This is a genomic window from Pyrinomonadaceae bacterium (assembly GCA_036277115.1).
Lineage (GTDB): Bacteria > Acidobacteriota > Blastocatellia > Pyrinomonadales > Pyrinomonadaceae > UBA11740.
In genome coordinates this window covers 1-1,384 of record DASUNM010000010.1, presented here as the reverse complement: position 1 = coordinate 1,384, position 1,384 = coordinate 1, and the positions used below count along the sequence as shown (strand labels likewise).

The following is a 1,384-nucleotide window of genomic DNA, read 5'->3' as shown; positions in this document are numbered from 1 at the left end:
GGCGTGCTGCCCGAAGGCGAGACCCTCACCGGCGCCTGGGCCTTCACCGGCAGCGATGCGGACGACGAATTCCTGGTGCCGATCTCCTTCCCGATCGAACTCGAGGAAGAACTGTTCGAAGAAAATGTCCAATTCACCGCGGGCGGAACGGCCGCCTGTCCTGGCAGCTTCGTCGCACCAACCGCCGCTCCAGGCGAGCTTTGCGTCTACTTCAATAACGCTGAAGCTGGCGAAATAATCAACTCGACGTTCGACGGCATCTTCAAGCCCGGCGAACCGCCTGAATTCTTCGAATTCGTCGAAGAAGGGGCTACCCCCGCCGGCGCCATTGTGCGCTTCCTCTTCGACGGCGAAGCAGGTGATCTGGCAGTGGGGTCCGGCACCTGGGCGGTGACAGCAGCCGAAGCGCCCTAAAGCCCCAACAAACCGACGGAGGCCCCGGACCCGTGTCCGGGGCCTCCAACCCCCAACCACTCCGACGATGAGCCTCCACCTCGAGCAAAGGCAGAACGATGATCAGACCTAGAAAGCTCTTTCTCACGACCTCGATCGCGCTCTGCCTGACGGCGCTCGCTGCCACCGGCGCCACCGCCGCTCCCCCGACGATCGTCTCGACCGGCTTCTCCAAAGTGAGCACCGACTCGGCGAGGCTCGAAGCCGAGATCAACCCCAACGGCCAAGCGACCTTCTACCGCTTCGAGTACGGGCCGCAAGACTGCTCGCTCAACCCCTGCGCGAGCACCCCCGAACTCGAAATCCCCGCCCAATCGACCGGCAGCGGAGACCTGACCGAAGGATCCAACGCAGTCACAAACGTGGTCGTGAGCGAGGGGGCATTCAGCGTCGGCGCCTCGATCGCCGGCACCGGGATCCCGGCCTCGACCACGATCACCGCGATCGACACCGGTGCGAAAACGCTCGCGCTCTCCCAGCCGGCCACGGCCAGCGCCACCGGGGTCGCCCTCACCGTGAGCGGCGCCCAGCCGGTCAGTGCCCAGGTCGAAGGCCTGGAACCGGGGACCAAATACTTCTTCCGCGCGGTGGCCAAAAACAGCGACGCCCCCAGCGGGGTCAACGGCCCTGTCCGGACCTTCAAAACCTTCGGCCTGCCCGCGCCCCCCTCGCTCTGCCCGAACGACTCCCTGCGCACGATCGAAAACCCGATGGCCGCCTTCATCGAGTACCTGGGCCAAAACCTGCCCGACTGCCGCGCCTATGAGCAGGCCAGCCCGGTCGACAAGAACGGCCTCGACGTCAAAGGCCTGCCGGTCTGGGTCAAGGCCTCCCCCGCGGGCGACGCGGTCACCTTCATGCCCACCGCCGGCATCCCCGGCGGCGAAGGGGCCCAGGAACTGACGCCGATGCTCTCGCGCCGCGGCGCCGA

Annotated in this window: 2 protein-coding genes; both read left to right on the top strand. The window is 66.4% G+C overall.

Annotation, left to right across the window (positions count from 1 at the left end):
* On the top strand, positions 1-414 hold a 414-nt coding region (locus VFX97_01830; GenBank protein ID HEX5701941.1), incomplete at its 5' end, for a hypothetical protein.
* Between the two features lie 98 nt (positions 415-512).
* Positions 513-1,384 (top strand): fibronectin type III domain-containing protein (locus tag VFX97_01825; GenBank protein HEX5701940.1); only part of this gene is annotated, 872 nt, incomplete at its 3' end.